Genomic DNA, 17,625 nt, shown 5'->3' with positions numbered 1-17,625 from the left:
TAGTGGGCATATTGTCCTCGCTATTTGTGATCATCGATGCGCCACGGCTCAGGCCCGGGCGTTCAGTTGCGCCTAAACTGTCCAGGCACATTCCGCCCAGGTAACGAGCATGAACAAGAGCATTCCCACCAGGCTGCCGCTGTACCTGCACGGCGACTGGGTTCAGTCCCGAAGTGACCACTGGCTCGATGTGACCAACCCGGCCACGGGCGAGGTGTTGACCCGGGCTCCCTACACCACCGGCGACGAATTGCAGCAGGCTGTGGATTCCGCCAAGGCGGCCTTCCAGGAGTGGAAAAAGACCCCTGTGCCCAGTAGAGCGCGGCTGATGCTCAGGTACCAGGAGCTGCTGAAGATACACCGGGACGAATTAGCGGAAATACTCTGCGAGGAAACCGGCAAGACCTTCGAGGACGCCAGGGGCGATATCTGGCGCGGCATCGAGGTGGTGGAGCAGGCTGCAAATATTGCCGCGTTGATGATGGGGGAGACGGTGGAGAACGTGGCCTCTTCTATCGACTGCTACTCCTACACCCAGCCGCTGGGCGTCTGTGCCGGTATCACTCCGTTCAACTTCCCGGCGATGATTCCGCTGTGGATGTTCCCCATGGCGATCGCCTGCGGCAATACGTTTATCCTCAAACCGTCCGAACAGGACCCGATCACCCCCTGCAAGCTGGCCGAACTGTTCGAGGAAGCGGGCGCGCCCAAGGGTGTTTTACAGCTGGTGCACGGCGGCGGGGAGCAGGTGGATTTTCTGCTCAGGCACCCGGATATCAGGGCCGTCTCATTCGTCGGCTCGGTGCCGGTGGGCCAGCATATCTACCGCACCGGCACCGAGCACCTGAAGCGGGTACAGGCCTTCGCCGGCGCCAAGAACCATATGGTGGTGATGCCGGACGCCAACAAGTCCGCGGTGCTCAACAGTATCGTCGGCTCCTCAGTGGGCGCCGCCGGCCAGCGCTGCATGGCAATCTCCGTGGCGGTGCTGGTGGGCGAGGCGCAACAGTGGATTCCGGAAATCCGCGGCACCATGGCAAAAGTCAGGCCGGGCCCCTGGAAGGACCCGCAGGCGGACTTCGGCCCGCTGATCTCTCCCCAGGCACGGGAGCGGGTGCTGAACTATATCGACAAGGGCAAAGCCGAGGGCGCCACCTGCCTGCTGGACGGCTCGGGCGCGAAGGTGGAAGGCTACCCGGACGGCAACTGGGTGGGCCCGACGCTGTTTGCGAATGTCACTCCGGAGATGTCCATCTACAAAGACGAAATCTTCGGCCCGGTGCTCTGCCTGGTGAATGCGGATACCCTGGACGACGCCATTCAGCTGATCAACGACTGCCCCTACGGCAATGGCACCTCCATCTTCACCGCCAGCGGTGCGGCGGCGCGCAAATACCAGCACGAGATTTTGGTAGGCCAGGTGGGCATCAACGTGCCCATCCCGGTACCACTGCCATTTTTCAGCTTTACCGGCTGGCGCGCGTCCTTCTACGGCGACCAGCACGCCTACGGCAAGCAGGCGGTGCGCTTCTACACGGAGACCAAAACGGTTACCGCGCGTTGGTTCGATTCGGATATCGAGCACGCAGAAAACCCGAATATGACCATTCACCTGAAATAACTTCCGGGAAAAAGCGATGAACGGCAATGTGGCATTTTTCGGCCTCGGCCATATGGGCGGCCCCATGTCCGCAAACCTGGTCAAGGCGGGATTCAACGTGACCGGCTTTGATCCGGTGGGCGAACTACTGGACGCGGCCACAGCCCAGGGCGTAAAAAAGTCGACCTCACCGCTGGAGGCAATAGCGGGTGCGGATTATGTGGTAAGCATGCTGCCGAACGGCGAAGATGTGGAGGCGCTGTATATCGACAGCGACAAACTGCTGGACCATATTGCCGAGAACACACTGGTGATCGACTGCTCCACGGTCGCCGCCGCCAGCTCCACACGCCTGATTGCGGAGGCGCAAAAGCGCGGCCTGCACGCGGTAGAGGCGCCGGTTTCCGGCGGCGTGGCCGGCGCCGTGGCGGGCACTCTCAGTTTTATGTGCGGCGGCGATGCGGCGGATGTGGAGTGCGCGCGCCAGGTACTGCAACACATGGGCAGCAACGTCTTCCACGCCGGCCCCGCCGGCGCCGGACAGACGGCAAAGATCTGCAACAACATGTTGCTCGCCATCCATATGATCGGCACCGCCGAGGCACTGCAACTGGGTGTGGACAACGGCCTGGACCCCAAGGTGCTGTCGGAAATCATGCTGAAAAGCTCCGGCGCCAACTGGTCGCTGGAAAAATATAACCCCTATCCGGGTGTGATGGAGAATGTTCCGGCTAGCAAAAACTATTCGGGCGGCTTTATGGTCAAGCTGATGTGCAAGGACCTGGGCCTTGCCCAGCTAGCCGCTACTGCGAGCAGGTCCTACACGCCGCTGGGTTCACTGGCACGCAATCTGTACGGGCTGCACGGCCAGGCGGGGAACGAGGGGCTGGATTTTTCAAGTATTCAAAAATTGATTGGTTGCTAAACGGAGCCTAATGTCGCCCCTCGCCTGGTTTCGTCGCGAAAATCTTTCCAACCTCTTTGAAGTCTATATATTTATTGACATCTAATCACGGATTGTCTATATATTTATTAACATTAATTCTTATGTTGTCTATATATATGTAGACACAATTAGTATACTCGTCAATATATAGCTACGCACCAATGAGCTTAAAAGGCATTGTAGCTCGCCAGTATCGCGAGCTGGTTAACCAGGCGGAACCACAACTCCGACACCTTCAAGTGCCGAGGGAGGGCTGGATTGCGACCGTTCGCAAAGCCCTGGGAATGAGCGGTGCCCAATTGGCCAGGCGCCTGGGACTCACGCGGGCCCGGGTCTCTCAGATGGAAAATGCGGAGCCGACGGGCAGCGTCACATTGAAATCGATGCAGGCTGCCGCCGAGGCGATGAACTGTCGCTTTGTGTACGCCATTATCCCAGCCGGCGGGTCCATTGAGACCCTGCTGACAGACCATGCCCGGAAAAAAGCTGAGGCCCTGGTGAAGCGCGCCAGCCAACACATGGCTCTCGAAAATCAAGCTTTGCGGCAGGAAAGCCATAACCAGGAAATTGACCGATTAGCCAGAGAACTGCTTGAAAACCCGCCGGCCGACTTCTGGGAGGAAGCATAGTGGATTCCATCATGGAGCCCATGGAGGGGGCGACGCCACTCGATCCGGACGAAATGGAAGGATTACGGTTTAAGCATATTGTGAACCGCAGGCAGTTGGACGAATTGGAGCAGAAGAATATTGAGGAAGGTCTTCTCTGGCTCGGCCGGATACGCAGGCGTGGATTTGACCCTCTCTCCGAAGCGTTCGCACGTGAACTGCACCGGCAACTATTCGGCCAAGTCTGGCATTGGGCCGGCAGTTTCCGGCGAACAGAAAAAAATATTGGGGTCGATCCCATTCAAATCAGCGTATTGCTTAGGGACTCGCTGGAGAACGCCCGCTGCTGGGTCGAATATCAGACCTACCCGCCTTTGGAGGCCGCTGCACGCCTGCACCACCGGCTGGTGTACATCCACTTGTTCCCCAACGGAAACGGCCGGCATGCCCGGATACTGGCCGACTGCTACCTGGAACACTATTTTGGACTGCCGGCAATTGACTGGGCCGCAGGGCAGTGGCTCCAAAACAACAGCCCGCGGCGCCTGGAGTATATCGCCGCGCTGAGGGCAGCCGATGCCGGTGATTTCTCCCCTCTACTGCGATTTGTCGGCGTCGATGTCCCTCAAGCCTAGGTAAATTTACATTTACTTTACAAGCCACTCAGCTCAGCTGACTTCGGCAAGGTTACCCTTACTTTCAAGCCATTGTTTCCTGTCCCCCGCGCGCTTCTTCGCCAGCAACATATCCAGCAACTGGTTGCTGTCATCCCCGGCATCGATGTAGAGCTGCACCAGCCGGCGCGTGTCCGGGTCCATGGTGGTTTCGCGCAGTTGCAGGGGGTTCATCTCGCCCAGGCCCTTGAAGCGGGTGACCTGGATCTTGCCCTTTTTGTTTTCCGCGGCAATGCGGTCGAGGATGCCCTGTTTTTCCGCGTCGTCCAGCGCGTAGTAGACGTCCTTTCCGATATCCACGCGGAACAGCGGCGGCATGGCGACATAGACGTGGCCGTGGGTGACCAGGGGACGGAAGTGACGCAGGAAGAGTGCGCACAATAATGTAGCGATGTGCAGACCGTCGGAGTCGGCGTCGGCGAGGATGCAGATTTTGTTGTAGCGCAGGCCTTCCAGGTTGTCGCTGCCCGGATCTACGCCCAGGGCTACGGCGATGTCGTGCACTTCCTGGCTGGCGAGGATTTCCGTGGAGTCCACTTCCCAGGTGTTCAGGATTTTTCCGCGCAGGGGCATGATGGCCTGGAATTCGCGGTCTCGGGCCTGTTTGGCGGAGCCGCCGGCGGAGTCGCCCTCCACCAGGAAGAGTTCACTGCGCGCGGTGTCGCCGCTGGAACAATCCGCCAGTTTGCCGGGCAGCGCGGGGCCCTGGGTGACTTTTTTGCGCGCGACTTTTTTTGCGGAGCGCAGGCGTTTCTGCGCGTTGCCGATGCAGAGCTCGGCGAGGCGGTCGCCGTCTTCGGTGTGCTGGTTGAGCCACAGGCTGAAGGCGTCCTTGGCCACGCCGGAGACGAAAGCGGTGGCCTCGCGGGAAGAGAGGCGCTCCTTGGTCTGGCCGGAAAACTGCGGGTCCGCCAGTTTGGCGGAAAGCACATAGGAGCACTGACCCCAGATATCCTCCGGCCCCAGTTTGACTCCCCGCGGCATCAGGTTGCGGATTTCGCAGTACTCGCGCATGGCTTCCAGCAGGCCGGAGCGCAGGCCGTTCACATGGGTACCGCCCTGGCTGGTGGGAATCAGGTTGACGTAGGATTCGGCGGTGACTTCGCCGCCCTCCGGCAGCCACTGAACTGCCCAGTCGGCGGCTTCGCTGGTGGCAGCGAAGCTGCCTATAAAGGGTTCAGCCGGCAGCACTTCCCAGCCGTGGTTCGCGTCCGCCAGGTAGTCCTTGAGGCCGTCTTCGTAGTACCACTGCTCGGATTCGCCGTCCTGCTCGTTGATGAATACCACGGTGAGGCCGGGGCAGAGTACCGCCTTGGCACGCAGCAGATGGCGCAGGCGGGGCACGGAGAATTTGGCGGAGTCGAAATATTTCGGGTCCGGCATAAAGCGCAGGCTGGTGCCGGTGGTGCGCTTGGGGCAGCTGCCGATCACTTCCAGGTCCGAGGCCTTGTCGCCGTTCTGGAATCCCATGCGGTACACCTGGCCGTCGCGCTGGATGGTGATTTCCAGCACCTTGGACAGGGCGTTGACCACCGACACCCCCACGCCATGCAGGCCGCCGGAGAACTGGTAGTTTTTGTTGGAAAACTTGCCGCCGGCGTGCAGGGTGGAGAGGATGACTTCCACCCCGGGGCGGCCCTGTTCCGGGTGGATGTCCACCGGCATGCCGCGGCCGTCGTCGCTCACCGACAGGGTGTGGTCTTTGTGCAGAACCACTTCGATTTTTTTCGCGTGGCCGGCGAGGGCCTCGTCCACGCTGTTGTCGATGACTTCCTGGGCCAGGTGGTTGGGGCGGGTGGTGTCGGTGTACATGCCCGGACGCTTGCGCACCGGGTCGAGTCCCGTGAGTACTTCGATATCTTCGGCGGAGTAGTTGGCCATATTCTTATTGACTGCTCTTTGACAAATTCTGTTGTGTGCCCTGTAGGGGCGGGCCTGCGGCCCGCTTGCCGAGCTGGAGCTCGGCCTTCCCAGGGGGAGCGCTCCTACGGGTTAAATAAAAACTCAATTATCGGCGCGCAGTAGCGCGCGAAACCCTGGAAGCTGTGATCGCCCCCGTTCTCGAGGGTCTGGCGCTGGCCGCGGTAGAAGTCTTCTGCCTCGCGGCAGTCGAGGGTCTCGTCGCCGCGCTGGGCCAGCAGCCAGTAGCGCGCGGCGAGGGGATGCGGCAGCGATTCTTCCAGTTGGCGCATGGTATCAACGTCGGCCGGGGTAAGGCGATACTCCTGTGCCCCACCGCTGTAAGGCGTCAGCGTCTGCCCCAGGTAGTTGGGCATAAAGTGTGAGGGGTGCACCGCCGGGTTGACCACCACCGCCGGCAGCCGGTAGCGCTCGGCCAGGTAACTGGCCCAGAAACCGCCCATGGAACTGCCCACCAGGCCGATGGGACCGCACTCCGCGCTGTTGACGAAATTTTCCACCAGCGCACTCAGGGAGTGGGCGGCGACCGCCGGGTAGGGGGAGATCTGCGGCGCGCAGAAGACGATGCGCGGATGTGCCTCCGCCAGCCATTTGCGCAGCAGCTGGCATTTGGACGACTGCGGCGAGGAGAGGAAGCCGTGCAGGTAGATCAGCAGGGGGCGGTTTTTTGGGTTTGGCATGGGCGGGGATTATAGCGCGGGTGTGGTGGTGAGTGCGCCCCGGTCAAGGTGATGGTGCACGACGCGTCCTTCGCAGGAAACAAACTCGTTATTGGCGGGCCTGCGGCCCGCGAGCCGAGCTGGAGCTCGGCGTTCCCAGGGCGGAGCTGGAGCTCCGCGGTCCCGGGGTTCAGCCCAAGGTTTTGTCCAGGCTGCTGAAGGCGCGGCGCAGGTCCAGTTTCATGTCGTTCCAGAAGGTGACGCTGGTGAAGCGCTCCAGGCGGCCCGGGCCCAGCCCTCCGAATTTTTCACCGATATCCCGGCGGTCGCGGAAGCGCATCACCACTTTGCCCTCGTCGTTGTAAAGTTCGCCCATCAGCACACCGTAGGCGCTCTGCTCGGTGTACACCCGCCACAGCCAGGCGGAGGGCTCCAGGGGCGCGGCCAGGGAGAAGCGCTCCAGGCGCAGTTGCAGCGTGTAGTCCGCCTCTTCCGGGTCGGCCACCACTTGGCTGTTGCGCGGGGCGAGAAATTTTTCGCTGAAGATCTCCGCCATCAGTTCCTGCAGCCTGGCCCGGTCTTTTGCGTCCAGTTCATAGTCCCTGGCGCGCAGGGGCTGGCCGGGGCCGGCGAAGCGTTTGGTGTAGTCGATTTCCACCGGCGCCACGTAGACACCGGAGCCGCTGAGATCGAAGGCGAAGGCGGCGGCCACGCTGTCGAGGCCGCTGTCGCGGGGCTGCAGGCCATCCGCGATCTCCGCCGCCGTGGGGGCAGCAGCCTGCTGTGTGCAGGCGGAAAACAACGATAGGGAAAACAGGAAAAACAGCGGAGAAACCACGCGCATCTTCAACCTCACAACTTCCGGGGGACAGAAGTTTCATTGTACGGGCGCAGCGGTGGGAAAGGCAGGTTAATAAAGGTTAATAACCGGCGGAGGCGAGATCGACACTGTATTCAGAGACGGTGACCCGCTCCACTCCGGTGCGGTAGCTGCCGTCGTCGCACAGTTCAAACCAGCGATAGCCGGGCATCTTCTCGTCCACGGAAAAGGGACCGCTGCCGGGGGTGAACTGGACGGAGGTGGAAGGAGTGGCGTGCAGGCCGATATGCCCCAGACGGCTGTCGAACTGCTGGTGCACATGCCCCCACACCACCGCTTTGATACTGGGATTGTCGCCGATCAGTTGCAGGAAACGATCTCGCCCGCTGCGCAGCATATGGCCGTCGATCCAGGCACTGCCCACCTGTACCGGCTGGTGGTGCATCAGAATCATCAGCGGGTGCAGGGTATGCAGGGCCAGCAGCTCTTCCAGGCGCTCCAGTTGGGAGTCGTCGAGGCCGCCACAGATTTGCCCTTCCAGGCTGCTATCCAGCAGCAGCAGACGCCAATTTCCCAGCGACACCACTTCCGGGTGTCGCCCCGGTGCCACCCGGTTCATACGCGCGGGGTTGTCGTGATTGCCGGGCAGCCAGTACCAGGGGGATTGCACCCGCTGCATTTTTTGCAGGAAGCGGCGATAGGAGCCTTCGGAACCATTGGCACTGATATCGCCGGTGGCGACCAGCATGTCGGCGCCGGACTGCTCCCGCTCGATCGCGCGCAGCACTTCGTCGAAAGTATGCCCGGTATCCAGGCCGAGCAAGTGGTAATCCGGCCGGCCGCCGATATGGGGGTCGGTAAACTGCACCAGACGATGTACGGGCCCGACTGACTCTTCTATCACACGCTCACCTTGTCCACACGTCCCTGTGGAGGCTCAGCGGGTCAGAGCCGCCGGCCGTCCAGTATCAGTTCAATTTCCGCGCGACCGTTCGCCAGGCAGTGGCCCAGCCACTCGCCGAGGAAGCGGTTGGCCTGCTGCCGTTCGTCCGCACAGTGCATGCGCGGGTTGGGGTAGGTGAAGCCGACTCCGTTGTCACCCACCGGTCCGCGCCCGTCCACTGCCACCACCTCCGCCATGCGCGCGTCGTGATAGAGGCGCACGGTGATCTGGGGCGGTGCCAGCCAGTTCCGCTCGCCGGTCTCAGCGCTCGCGTTCAGGCACACCTCGGTGGTGTAGCGGGAGCGGGATTGGACCGACAGTTCCAGGGCCCCGTTGGGCATCTGGTAGCGCCAGTGCTCTCTGTTCGCCAATTCGGGCAACAGTTTGCGCAGGCGCAGATAATTGGCGTCGCAATCGGCATGATAGGCAGGTAAATCCACCCGATATTCTGTCTTGCCACCCGCCTCCCGGAAGCGACGCGTGCGCTTGTCCGCCACCGCTCCCGTTTTTACCGATAGGCCCATTATCGACACTCCAATTCTATTGTCGCCGTGATTCAGCTCTCAGTTTGCGCCCCTGCCGGGCAATTGAACGGGATTCTTTTGTGACCCGCCATTCACAATGAGTTTTTATTCCTCTTTGCGGCGATTTATTGAAACAATATTTCAACCGCCACCCAGGCGCGTCCGGTTCAACTGCAACCACTGCAGGCTGATTACCGTGGCCGCGTTGTCGATCGGGCCGCCCGCCTCGGTGTGGGTCTCCAGCACATCGAACACCGCCTGCAGCGGGAGCACCCGCAGGCGAATGTCCTCGCTTTCGTTATCCAGGCCGAAATGCCCCCCGGCGTTGCGAAGATCCGCCAGGGCGCAGAAGAGATGCAGGCGCTCGGAGCTGCCGCCGGGGCTGGGCATATAGCTGCGAATGTAATGCAACTGCTCCACTTCCAGCCCGGCCTCCTCCTGCAGTTCGCGCCGAGCCACTCCTTCCAGGGACTCGCTCTCCTCCACCATACCCGCCACCACCTCCAGACACCAGGGCCCTTCGGGGCGATCCAGGGCGCCGATACGAAACTGTTCAGTGAGCGCGACCAATTCGTGGACCGGGTCGTAGAGCAGCACCCCCACGGCGGCACCGCGCACAAACAGTTCGCGCTCTATCTCGCCGCTCCAGCCGCCGCGGAACAGCCGGTGGCGCAGGCGCAGTTTCTGCATGGTGAAGAACCCTTCAAACACCGCCTCCCGGGAGACGATTTCCACCGCGTCGCGGGTGAATTGCGGGGAGAGGTCGATTTCGGGGGTTTTATCGTTATCGGTCATTGTTCAGTTTTTCGCTTTGTCGATGGCGTCCGTGAGCTTCTCTAGTGGAAAGTGTGGAAAGTAGGGTGCGCCGTGCGCACCGCCCCTCTCAGCGGTGCGACGGCGGAGTCCCGGATTTCCGCTCAGTACGGCGGGAAGCGGTTGAAGATCAGTGCCATCTCCTCGCGCAGCCGCTGCTGGTTCTGCGCCGGGTCCCGGTAGCGGCCGGCGGAGGATACCGTGCTGCCGCGCCAAAGGGGGGAGCGCTCGGGGGAGAGTATATCCACCACCAGGGTGTTTTCGCGGTAGTGGCGCACGTCCAGCGGTGCGCGCCAGCCCCACCCCCAGTAGCGGTAGCCGCCATAGAGGGCGAGGCTGTCTTCATAGACTGCGACCTTGTCCACCGAGTTGAGCTGGACCCTGACCACAAAATCGGCGCTTTCGGCACTCTCCGCCGGCCGGTAGCGCATGCGCAACAGACCGTCCGCCGCCTGCCGGACGCGCTTCAACTCCAGTGGCGATACCGGGCCACTGGCCAGCGGGTCCAGCAGGTAGAAGCTTTCGAGCCGGGAAAAGTCGGCCTGGGGATCGTAGTCCACCGCCACTGGGCTGGTGGCGACGCAGCCGGCCAGCGCGAGCGCCAACAGGGGGAAGAGGGTTCGCAAAATGACAGTCATGCCAATCTCCTACTGCTGTTTTCAGAAGATGGCTTCCCTGCCTGGGGTAATTGGGTACTAGAGCCCTAGGGCGCCGCCGGGGGGAGATCCTTCAAAAGGTCGCGCACCGCAGCACTGAGTATATGCCGGCGTTCGGCGGCGTCCTCCGAGCGCGTCATCAGCTTGGTGGCAGTGCCGCCCCAGATGGACGGCTCCCCGGGACGGCCGATGCCCAGGGTCAGGGTGACTCGCGGCGCGCCGGTGCGCGTGGGCAGTTCCACCACCCCGGGGGTCGCGTTGCTGTCGAATTGCGCGTCCCAGCTGGAATCGGTGGGGTCGCCGGCAAACTGCTCCTCGATCACCGCCACCTGGTAGTCCACCACCATATCCGCGCCGGCGCCGTTCTCCACCAGACGGTAACCCCGGGCGCCCATCTCCGCGGCCACTACGTCACGCATTTCCTGGTCCAGTTCCACCAGTTGTGCCGACACCTCGGGCACATCACCGAGTGCCGACGGGCCCCAGGTATAGGTGGAGAAGGCCACCGGTGCCACCCGCGGCTCCACCCTTTGCACCTCCATGGTTTCACAAGCGGCCAATAGCAATACGGCAAGCAGGCCAATTAATTTTATACGCATAGCAAATCCCTGTTCCCTGTTCACTTGGCCGGCTCGGTCGAACCGTACAACTCTATTTTAGGACTCCAGCGCAGCCACTCCGGTTTCGCCTCTGGATAGAGGGGGTAGTGGCTGCCGGATTCCACCTCCCGCCCCATATTCGGCCCTTCAGGGGTGGCGAAGGCGACGCCGCCGGCGAGAAGTGCCCGGGCCGACTCGGTGTGGACGTTGAGGCCGCTCATCAGGCCGAAATTGACATCCACGCCGCTGGCATTCCAGAACACCGTGTGTTCGCGCACCAGGGTGCGATAACGCGGCTCGATATAGACATAGATATAAACCCGGTCCGCCAGTTCCCCTAGGGCAAAACCGGTAACTTCCCCAACTTGCACCTGACGGTAGTAGACCGGGCTGCCGGGGGCCAGCGAACCGCGCCGCGGCGCGTCCAGGATTACCGTGAGCCCGGGGCGCATCATGGTGTCCGCCAGGCCGGGAGTCGGCGGCTCGGCGAGGGCGATGAACTCCAGCTGCACTTCACCGCCGCCGGGTTCCAGCGCCAGGTAGCGGCCGCTGATCAGGGTGTCCAGGTTCTCCACTTTGTCGATATCTATCTGCGGCGACACCACCCAGAAGCGGGTGCCGGCTCGCGCGAAGTGCTCGGCGCGGTGATAGAGTTTGGCGGTGGCGCGCACCGATTCCAGCTCGCGGCCGAGGCGCAGGCGGGTGATTTCCCCAACCTGGACGCCCTTGTAGCGGATCGGCGACCCCTCTTTGAGGCCGGAGGCGTCGGACAGGGCGATATGAATGGTCACGCCCTCTTCCAGCGCAGCCTCGCGGCTACTGTAGAGATGGAAGGTGTCGCCGCTGCGAGCCGGGCCGGCGCTCTCCTGCGCTCCCGGGGGGCTCCCGAAGGCGACGCCGCCGCGCACCAGAGACATCAGCGAGTCGGCCTCCACCTCGACGCCGCCGAAGCTGGCGCTGGCGCGCAGGCCGCTGATATTCCAGAAGCGGGTGCGATTGTTCACCAGATAGGCATAGCGGGGCTCGATTACCACGAACACCTCCACGCGCTCGCCGTCTCCGCTCAGCTTCATACCCTGAACCGTACCCACCGGGATACGCCGGTAGTAGACGGAGGCGCCGCGCTGCAGGGAGCCGGTGGTGCGCGCGGTCAGGCGCAGGTGCAGGCCGGGTGCCCGCGGGTCCCGCGGCGGCGGCGAGGCGAGGGCGTCGAAGGTGCGCCGGGAGCGCTGGCCGCGGCGCAGATCCACCTCGATGCGGTTGCCCTTGAGCAAATCGCTGAGGCCGCTGGCGATATCCAGGGTGGGAGGGGCGATCCAGAAGCGGGTATTTTCGCTCAGCAGCTCGTCGGTGATCGGGTCCATCAGCACCGTCACCTCCATGCCATTCATATTGCGACTGGCCTTCACTGAGCTGACCTCGCCCACCTTGATACCCTGGTAGAGCACCTGGGTGCTGCCGGGGGTGACACTGACCCCGCGATCGAAATTGAGTGTCACCGGAATACCGGCGTCCGCCTCGGCAAAACTCTCGTAAAGCTTGAATTCATTGCCATCCACCGCCAGCGGCGAATGGCGTTGGCTTTCCGGGGTGTAGAAGCTCACACCGCCGGCCACCAGCGCGGCCAGGGACTCCATGTTCACCGTCACCCCGCTGATATCTCCCTCTATGGACAGCCCGGAACTGTTCCAGAAGCGGCTGCCGCGGTGTACCAGATGAGCGTATTCGCGGCGGATAAAAAGGTCGATCTCCACCCGGGTGTCATCCTTGCTCAGATGGTAATTCTCCACCTGACCCACCTGCAGCTGGCGGTAGTAGACCGGCGAACCCCGATTCAGGGACCCCAGTCGCGGCGCTTTGACCACCACGCGCAGGCCCTCGCCGCGCACGTGGGCGGGGGGTTCCGCCAAGGCCACGAATTCCCGTTGGCGCTCGCCGCTGCCCGGCTCCACGGCGATGTAGTTGCCGGACACCAGTGCTTCCAAACCGCTCACCCCGGTGATCGAGAATTCCGGCTTGACCAGCCAGAATCTGCTGCCTTCCACCAGCAGGTACTCAGCACTGCGATTGAAATCCACCTCGGCGAGCACCCCGTCGGCACCGCCCAGTTCCTCGGCGTTGGGCACCAGGCGGAAATCCCGCACCACGCCGATATCCACTCCGGAGTATTTCACCGGGGTTTTGCCCTTTACCAGGCCCTCGCCGGAGGGAAAGAGGATAGTGACGCGGATATCGCCCTGGGTGAATTCCCGGTACAACAGCCACACCGCGATCAGCGCCGCGGTCAGCGGCAGCAGCCATACCAGGGGCAGGCCGCGGCTGCGCCGGAGCACGCCCTCGCGGGCAAACTCTTCAGCCATTCCGCACCGCTCCCTCCACGGCGTCCTCCCGCTCCCGGCGCGCGTCGTAGGCGTCCCAGATCAGGCGCGGATCGAAGAAGCGGGCCGCCAGCATGGTCACCACCACCACGGTGGCAAAGGCGGTACTGCCGGGGCCGGCGGCCACTTCGGCGATGGCCCCCATGTCCACCAGCGCCACCAGGATGGAGATCATGAACAGGTCCAGCAGCGACCAGCGGCCGATCGCCGACACCACCCGGTACACCTGCATCGCCTGCAGAGGAATCAGCGGCAGGCGGAACTGTATCTGCACCAGCAGCAGCACCAGCCCCACCAGTTTCATCACCGGCACCGCGATACTGGCCACGAACACGATCAGGGCGATCCCCCAGAGGCCGGAGTCATACAACTGCATCACCCCGCTGATAATGGTGCTGGGCTCGCCGGCCCCCAGGTAGATGACGGTCATCACCGGCAGGATATTGGCCGGCACCAGCAGAAAGGCGCCAGTAATGACAAAGGCCCAGGTGAGGGTGAGACTACCCACCTGGCGGGTATGCACCCGCCCGCCGCACCGGGGGCAGCGGCAGGACTCCTCCCCCTCGGGCATGCGCACCAGCTGGTGGCAGCAGAGGCAACTGGTGAGCCCGGATTCCCGTGCTTTTGGCGGCCCGGTCACGACCCGCCTCCCGCGGCTTCGCCGGCCGGCGGTCGCTCCCGGCGCCGGGCCATGCGCGCCCAGACCGCGTATGGGTCGAAACTCAGGGTGGTCAGGTTGGAAACCAGCATCATGGCGGCAAAGCAATAGAGCCCTGGCTCCACCGCCATCTTGCCAAGGTCGCTCATTTTGACCAGCGCCACCAGTATACCCAGCATATATACGTCCAGCATGGCCCAGTCCCGCAGGTGGTGGTACCAGCGAACCGCGTTGGCCACCGGGCGGTCCAGCGCCTCCCAGCCGCAGCCCCAACTGATAAAGGCCAGCAGGGTGAATTTGCCCAGCGGCGCCAGCACGCTGCAGAAGAGTACCAGGGAGGAAAGCCAGATATAGCCGGCGCCAAACAGCGACTGCACCCCGTTGAACAGCGTGTTTTCAGCACCGAAGGTAAAAATGGAAAAGTGCAGCAGCGGCAGGGCGGCGGAGGGAATGAACAACAACAGGCCGGTGAGGCTCAGTGCCGCGGTATAACGAATGCTGTGCGCGCCGTTGCGATGCAGAGTGGCATTGCAACGGGGGCACACCAATTTCTGCCCCAGGGGGGCCACCGCGCGCTCCAGCAGCAGATCGCATTGATGACAGGCGCGCCGCCAGGGCTCGGGCTTTTTCTGTACTGCCTGCTCCATCGCGATTCTTGCCCTTTTCTGCAAGATGTTTGCCGCATCCAAAATAAATCCGGCTGCGTCTATTGCATCGATGAGTTTCGCCCGGATATCGGTAACACCGGTTTTTACCGCTTAATCACCGGTAGCCGCACATTCGCGTCGGTTTAACGAAGATATACCAAAATGCCGCTACCGTCGCCTCGACTGCCCCCCAGGCCGCGGGTACACTTTCGCGACTGCTTTCGCCAGGGGGGAGACTGGCAGCGCTTTGAGACCGCACCCACCACAGGAAGTTTAAACAGATGAAAAGAAGTGATGTCACTCCGGGCCATTCCCCGCGCCCGTTGAAAACTCATATCGCCGCCGCGCTGAAAACGCATTTCGCGGCCGCGCTGAAGGCTCCGCTCGCCGCCGCCGTGCTGGGCTTCGGCGCAATGCAGGCTCAGGCTGACACCCTGTGGGAGGTCTACCTGCAGGCCCTGGACAACGATCCGCAGCTGGCCGCCGACCGCGCCGCTTATCACGCCGGATTGGAGGCGAAAAATCTTGGCCGCTCGGCGCTGCTGCCACAGATCCAGGGCACCGCCGAGGCCAGTAAAGTCCGCTCCGATACCGACAGGGTCCAGAGCCAATTCAACGACGACGGCACTATCTTGGTGATTCCGACCACCACTAAGAGCGACACCGACGATCGGACTTACAGCGTCAGGCTGGACCAGGCGATATTCGATCTGCCGGCTTGGTTCGGCTACAAGCAGGGCAAGAAGATCAGCGAACAGGCCGCCGCCGAGTTCAGCGCCAACCAGCAGGAGATGATGCTGCGGGTGTCAGTCGCCTACTTCGACGTGCTGCGCGCCCACGACGTGCTGGAAGCCGCGATCGCCGAAGAGGAGGCCCTGGCCAAGCAGTTGGAACAAACCCAGCAGCGCTTCGAGGTAGGCCTCACCGCGATCACCGACGTCTACGATTCCCGGGCCGCCTACGAGAACGCGGTAGCACGGCGGCTCACCGCCCAGGACGACTTGCTCAGCAATTTCGACGCCCTATCGGTGCTCACCGGCGGCCACCACGATTCGGTGGCCCCCCTGGGCGGGGATTTCGCGGTGGTCGCACCGGACCCCATAGAGCGCAGCGCCTGGGTGGACTTCGCCCTGGCCAACAACTTCGACCTGAAAGCCTCCCGCCTGGCCGCGGATGCCGCCGGCTATAGCGCCCGCGCCGCCGCGGCCGAGCATCTGCCGACCCTGACCGGTTCTTTGAACTACCAGAAGTACCACAGCGACGGCGATCTGGAAATCGACTCGCAAACGATTCCAATCGATACCACTCAGGAAACCAAAATCGCAGCAATCACCTTGCAAGTACCCATCTACACCGGCGGCCGCCTCAGCGCCAGCCGCCGCGAGGCGCGCAACCTCGCCTTCCAGGCGGAGGACCTGAGCAATCTGGTGGAACGTGACACAGTGCAGAACACCCGCACCCTGCACCGGGCGGTGGTCACCGACGTGTCCCGGGTGGAGGCGCGCCAGCAGGCGGTGATCGCGGCCAGAAGCGCCTTGGAGGCCACCCAGGCGGGCTACGAAGTGGGCACCCGCAACATCGTGGACGTACTGCTGGCCCAGCGCACCCTCGCCCAGTCGCGCACCGACTACGCCAATGCCCTCTACGACTATATCCAGAACACCCTGGACCTGAAGCGGACGGCAGGACTGCTGGCACCGGACGACCTGCAGAGCCTGGAGAACGAGCTGAATCCCGCCAGTCCAATTTTACGTGTGGCGGAAACGGCGCCGACCGCACCGACCCTAGCCCCTCCAGCCCCACCGATCAGGAAAGATCCACCAGCCTCACCGACCAAGTGAGCGCCCCAATCGGGGCGCTGACAGGGCGAACCTGCGTTCGCCCTAGCCCTTCATTAAACTATCAATTTCCTCTACCAGCCGTTCCAGCGCACCGCTGTTCTCCGCCGCCACTTCCCGCCCGCGCTCGCCAGCGCTGCGGCGCCCGCAGTCATCCCGCAGCCAGTCCATCAACTGGTCGGCGAGCTGTTCCGCATCCTCCACCACGCGCATGCCCCCGGCGTCGATCAACAGCTGGGCGACGGTGGAGAAGTTGTGCAGGTGCGGGCCGCATACCACCGGCACGCCCCAGGCCGCGGGCTCGATCATATTGTGCCCGCCCACCGGCACCAGGCTGCCACCCACAAATGCCAGGTCACAGGCCCCATAGAAACGCAGCAATTCGCCCATGGTATCCCCCAACAGCACCTGGTGGGTTGGACCGGGCAGCCCGTCATCGCTGCGCCGCAGCAGGGTCAGGTTGCGGCTCCGGCACAGGCGCGCCACGCTGTCGAAGCGCTGGGGGTGCCGCGGCACCAGCACCAGCAACAAATCCGGGAAGTCCTCCAGCATCCGTTCGAAGGCGTCGAGCACTATCTCCTCTTCGCCGGCGTGGGTGCTGGCGGCCAACCATACCGGGCGGCCTCTGCGGCCGCGCCACTGGTGTGCCAGTACCTGGGCCTCGCTCTCCAAGCCAAGGCCAATCTGCAGGTCGAACTTGATATTGCCGCTGGCCACCACCCGCTCCGCCGGCAGACCCAGTTCGACGAAGCGTTGCGCATCGGCGGGGTACTGGGCCACCACGCGGTCCAGTTTTCGCAGCATGGGCCGCGCGAGGCGGCCGAAGCGGGCGTAGCCGGCAGCGGATTTTTCACTCAGGCGGGCGTTGGCCAGCAGCGTGGGAATTCCGCGCTGCGCACAGTGGGCGAGCAGGTTGGGCCAGAGTTCGGTTTCCATGATCACCAGCGTGTCGGGACGCAGGGCGCCGACAAACGGCGCTATGCACTCTGGCAGGTCGTAGGGCGCGTAGTAGTGCAGCAGGCGCCCGCCGATCATCGGTTGCAACACCGCGCGCGCGCGCTCGGAGCCGGTGGGAGTGCTGGTGGTAACCAGCCACTGCCAGTGCGGGTGACGCACCGCCAATTTTTCGATCATGGGCACCGCCGCCAGCGTCTCGCCCACAGAAACCGCGTGCACCCACACCAGGGGCGCACGGCTCGCGCGCTCCGGCACCCGGCCGAAACGCTCGCGCCAGCGCTTCCGGTACTCCGGCTGTGCGCGGCCGCGCCACCAGAGGCGCAGGAGAATAAGGGGAACTGCGGCCCGAAATAACCAAGTATAGAGTGTGCGCATCAAATCCTTC

17 protein-coding genes are annotated in these 17,625 nt (G+C 63.1%); 5 read left to right on the top strand and 12 right to left on the bottom strand.

Features of this window, described 5'->3' with window-relative positions:
- Nucleotides 1-109: 109 nt before the first annotated feature.
- The 4 genes from PP263_RS18925 to PP263_RS18910 all read left to right on the top strand — a co-directional run bounded on the left by PP263_RS18925 (nt 110) and on the right by PP263_RS18910 (nt 3,789).
- Nucleotides 110-1,621, top strand: coding sequence for a CoA-acylating methylmalonate-semialdehyde dehydrogenase (locus PP263_RS18925; RefSeq protein WP_308365492.1), 1,512 nt, complete (start codon nt 110-112; stop codon nt 1,619-1,621).
- A 16-nt stretch (nt 1,622-1,637) separates the two neighbouring features.
- Entirely contained in the window at nt 1,638-2,525 is an 888-nt protein-coding gene (gene mmsB, locus PP263_RS18920; RefSeq protein ID WP_308365491.1) for a 3-hydroxyisobutyrate dehydrogenase, read from the top strand.
- Between the two features lie 182 nt (nt 2,526-2,707).
- Nucleotides 2,708-3,175, top strand: coding sequence for a mobile mystery protein A (locus PP263_RS18915; protein ID WP_308365489.1), 468 nt, complete (start codon nt 2,708-2,710; stop codon nt 3,173-3,175).
- The gene (locus PP263_RS18910; RefSeq protein ID WP_308365488.1) at nt 3,175-3,789 is read left to right on the top strand and encodes a mobile mystery protein B; all 615 of its coding nucleotides are present in this window, start codon (nt 3,175-3,177) and stop codon (nt 3,787-3,789) included. The genes PP263_RS18915 and PP263_RS18910 overlap by 1 nt, the downstream gene beginning before the upstream one ends.
- A gap of 33 nt (nt 3,790-3,822) precedes the next feature.
- Here the strand turns inward: PP263_RS18910 and parE are convergent, their stop codons facing one another.
- The 11 genes from parE to PP263_RS18855 form a co-directional block, all read right to left on the bottom strand.
- Nucleotides 3,823-5,709, bottom strand: a complete 1,887-nt coding sequence (gene parE, locus PP263_RS18905; protein WP_308365487.1) for a DNA topoisomerase IV subunit B — start codon at nt 5,707-5,709, stop codon at nt 3,823-3,825.
- A 104-nt stretch (nt 5,710-5,813) separates the two neighbouring features.
- Nucleotides 5,814-6,428, bottom strand: coding sequence for a YqiA/YcfP family alpha/beta fold hydrolase (locus PP263_RS18900; RefSeq protein ID WP_308365485.1), 615 nt, complete (start codon nt 6,426-6,428; stop codon nt 5,814-5,816).
- Nucleotides 6,429-6,597: 169 nt separating this feature from the next.
- A complete protein-coding gene (locus tag PP263_RS18895) occupies nt 6,598-7,251 on the bottom strand; it encodes a hypothetical protein (RefSeq protein ID WP_308365484.1) in 654 nt (217 codons plus the stop codon).
- A 76-nt stretch (nt 7,252-7,327) separates the two neighbouring features.
- A complete protein-coding gene (locus tag PP263_RS18890; RefSeq protein WP_308365482.1) occupies nt 7,328-8,131 on the bottom strand; it encodes a metallophosphoesterase in 804 nt (267 codons plus the stop codon).
- Nucleotides 8,132-8,172: 41 nt separating this feature from the next.
- Complete coding sequence (locus PP263_RS18885; RefSeq protein WP_308365481.1) at nt 8,173-8,694, bottom strand: DUF1249 domain-containing protein; 522 nt, start codon at nt 8,692-8,694, stop codon at nt 8,173-8,175.
- A gap of 141 nt (nt 8,695-8,835) precedes the next feature.
- Nucleotides 8,836-9,489, bottom strand: a complete 654-nt coding sequence (locus tag PP263_RS18880; RefSeq protein WP_308365480.1) for an NUDIX domain-containing protein — start codon at nt 9,487-9,489, stop codon at nt 8,836-8,838.
- 122 nt (nt 9,490-9,611) lie between these two features.
- Nucleotides 9,612-10,145 carry a DUF4136 domain-containing protein gene (locus PP263_RS18875; protein WP_308365479.1) on the bottom strand — a complete coding sequence of 178 codons (534 nt, stop codon included), beginning with the start codon at nt 10,143-10,145 and terminating at the stop codon, nt 9,612-9,614.
- Between the two features lie 65 nt (nt 10,146-10,210).
- Nucleotides 10,211-10,762 (bottom strand): DUF4136 domain-containing protein, encoded by a 552-nt coding sequence (locus tag PP263_RS18870; RefSeq protein ID WP_308365478.1) that lies wholly within the window; start codon nt 10,760-10,762, stop codon nt 10,211-10,213.
- A 20-nt stretch (nt 10,763-10,782) separates the two neighbouring features.
- Nucleotides 10,783-13,122 carry an MlaD family protein gene (locus tag PP263_RS18865; protein ID WP_308365477.1) on the bottom strand — a complete coding sequence of 780 codons (2,340 nt, stop codon included), beginning with the start codon at nt 13,120-13,122 and terminating at the stop codon, nt 10,783-10,785.
- A complete protein-coding gene (locus PP263_RS18860; protein WP_374693677.1) occupies nt 13,115-13,780 on the bottom strand; it encodes a paraquat-inducible protein A in 666 nt (221 codons plus the stop codon). The genes PP263_RS18865 and PP263_RS18860 overlap by 8 nt, the downstream gene beginning before the upstream one ends.
- Entirely contained in the window at nt 13,777-14,445 is a 669-nt protein-coding gene (locus tag PP263_RS18855) for a paraquat-inducible protein A (RefSeq protein WP_308365475.1), read from the bottom strand. Before PP263_RS18855 ends, PP263_RS18860 begins: the two co-directional genes overlap by 4 nt.
- Nucleotides 14,446-14,726: 281 nt before the next feature.
- Here PP263_RS18855 and PP263_RS18850 point away from each other — a divergent pair, with 281 nt between their 5' ends.
- Nucleotides 14,727-16,286, top strand: coding sequence for a TolC family outer membrane protein (locus PP263_RS18850; RefSeq protein WP_308365474.1), 1,560 nt, complete (start codon nt 14,727-14,729; stop codon nt 16,284-16,286).
- Between the two features lie 42 nt (nt 16,287-16,328).
- Here the strand turns inward: PP263_RS18850 and waaA are convergent, their stop codons facing one another.
- Complete coding sequence (waaA, locus tag PP263_RS18845) at nt 16,329-17,615, bottom strand: lipid IV(A) 3-deoxy-D-manno-octulosonic acid transferase (protein ID WP_308365473.1); 1,287 nt, start codon at nt 17,613-17,615, stop codon at nt 16,329-16,331.
- Nucleotides 17,616-17,625: the final 10 nt, after the last annotated feature.

Source organism: Microbulbifer sp. TB1203, assembly GCF_030997045.1.
In the GTDB taxonomy this organism is placed as follows: Bacteria; Pseudomonadota; Gammaproteobacteria; order Pseudomonadales; family Cellvibrionaceae; genus Microbulbifer.
The sequence above is the reverse complement of the archived record's forward strand: the minus strand, read 5'-3'. Positions and strand labels throughout refer to the sequence as shown.